Annotated in this window: 1 rRNA gene (only partly in view); it reads left to right on the plus strand. The window is 54.4% G+C overall.

The annotated features are described in order from the left end of the window. Positions 1–720: 720 nt before the first annotated feature. Positions 721–2,500: ribosomal RNA gene (locus ABDX79_RS19590) — 23S ribosomal RNA — on the plus strand (it continues 1,192 nt past the right edge of the window).

A 2,500-nucleotide genomic window follows, 5' to 3' on the forward strand; every position in this document is an offset into this window, starting at 1 on the left:
TACGATGCGAGGGCCGGGTCGACCGAATGACGCATTATCTAAGACGAAGATAGACACGCTTTGCAGCCTGGACCGGCTTTGCCGTCCTTGTCTGCCTGTTCTCAAACATCGTGAAGAAGAAGACGGATCTGGAAGGATCGTCACATGGCATAAGGGGCTTTTGCTCCGCGCTTCGCTCCGAAGCGTTCGCCTTTACCGCCTTTGGGCGGTGAGGGGGTGTCCGACGATCCTGCCGGCAGGGACTGCCAGCGTCGAAGTTCATCGCTTCGATCTGGACGCAACGGTTCCTGTCATTTGAAGCCGATGATCGCCTGACCGCGCATCGTCCGGATCCGTTTCGAGAAGCTGGTCTTTCGCCGGTTGGTCTAGACAACCAGCCGGCATGACGCACCGCTGCAGGAGGCTTTGCCTCGAACCCTCGGGTTCGGGTATGGCTTAAACAAGCGGTGCGATCTGAAGAAGAATGATCTTATCACCATGATCTCTCTCAACCGTTTCCTTGAAGTTCCATTCGGATGGCTCTTAGGTGAGCTGACGGATATGGCGTTGACGGTGGGCGTTCCTTTGCAAAAGGGGGAACGTTCATAAGAGCCCGACCGGGCGTCGGACCTTATGGTCCGCCCCCGCGGAGCCGATCGCGCAAGCGATCTGGCGTGAGCGACAAGAAAACAAATCAAGTCTTCGCTTTGCGAAGCCTTGATGATCATGGGCGATGGGAACGATCAAGTGTCTAAAGGGCATTTGGTGGATGCCTTGGCATGCACAGGCGATGAAGGACGTGATACGCTGCGATAAGCGTCGGGGAGCTGCGAATAAGCTTTGATCCGGCGATTTCCGAATGGGGAAACCCACCTTCGACTACCGTTAAGTTTGAACTGTTGGACCGCGAGATGGCTTTGAATGGCGATCTTTGCGGATGTTCGTCGTGTTCGGTCTTTGATGTTGGCGCACTTGCCGGAGAGGTGAGGGTGCCCGCAGCAAAGCGCGAATGCGCGACGGCCGGTCAGGCCGTGCCCGCGCAGCCGATCGCGAAGCGATCCGGCGTGAGCGACAACAGCTCAGATTAACGGTAGTCATATGAAGGTATCTTTGATCTGAATAAAATAGGGTTAAAGAAGCGAACCCGGGGAACTGAAACATCTCAGTACCTGGAGGAAAGGACATCAACCGAGACTCTGCTAGTAGCGGCGAGCGAACGCGGACCAGGCCAGTGGCCTTATTCAAACAAGCTGAACACGTTGGAAAGCGTGGCGAGATCGGGTGACAGCCCCGTAGGCGTAATTTTGAATGAGGTCCTTGAGTAGGGCGGGACACGTGAAATCCTGTTCGAACATGGGGGGACCACCCTCCAAGCCTAAGTACTCGTGCATGACCGATAGCGAACCAGTACCGTGAGGGAAAGGTGAAAAGCACCCCGACGAGGGGAGTGAAAGAGAACCTGAAACCGAATGCCTACAAACAGTGGAAGCCCGCAAGGGTGACCGCGTACCTTTTGTATAATGGGTCAGCGACTTAGTCTGACGAGCAAGCTTAAGCCGGTAGGTGTAGGCGTAGCGAAAGCGAGTCTGAACAGGGCGTTCAGTTCGTCGGATTAGACCCGAAACCGAGTGATCTAGCCATGAGCAGGCTGAAGGTGCGGTAACACGCACTGAAGGGCCGAACCCATATCTGTTGCAATAGATCGGGATGACTTGTGGCTAGGGGTGAAAGGCCAATCAAACTCGGAAATAGCTGGTTCTCCGCGAAATCTATTTAGGTAGAGCGTCGGATGAATACCCTCGGGGGTAGAGCACTGGATGGGCTATGGGGACTCACCGTCTTACTGATCCTAACCAAACTCCGAATACCGAGGAGTACTATCCGGCAGACAGACGGCGGGTGCTAACGTCCGTCGTCAAGAGGGAAACAACCCTGACCTCCAGCTAAGGTCCCCAAGTCATGGCTAAGTGGGAAAGGATGTGAAGATCCCAAAACAACCAGGATGTTGGCTTAGAAGCAGCCATCATTTAAAGAAAGCGTAACAGCTCACTGGTCTAAACAAGGGTCTTTGCGCCGAAAATGTACCGGGGCTCAAGCCATGCACCGAAGCTGAGGACTTCTCTTTGAGGAGTGGTAGCGGAGCGTTCCATAGGCCTGTGAAGGGATACCCGTGAGGGGTCCTGGAGGTATTGGAAGTGCGAATGCTGACATGAGTAACGATAAAGGGAGTGAGAGACTCCCTCGCCGAAAATCCAAGGGTTCCTGCTTAAAGTTAATCTGAGCAGGGTTAGCCGGCCCCTAAGCCGAGGCCGAAAGGCGTAGGCGATGGGAACCACGTTTAATATTCGTGGGCCTGATGGAAAGTGACGGATCGCGTGTATCGTAATCTCTGATTGGATTGAGGTTGCGGTGAAGCGGTTCCAGGAAAGAGCTCCATCGTATAGACCGTACCCGAAACCGACACAGGTGGATTGGTAGAGAATACCCAGGCGCTTGAGAGAACTGTGCTGAAGGAACTCGG

It is taken from the genome of Fulvimarina fulva (assembly GCF_039652615.1).
Taxonomy (GTDB): Bacteria; Pseudomonadota; Alphaproteobacteria; order Rhizobiales; family Rhizobiaceae; genus Fulvimarina.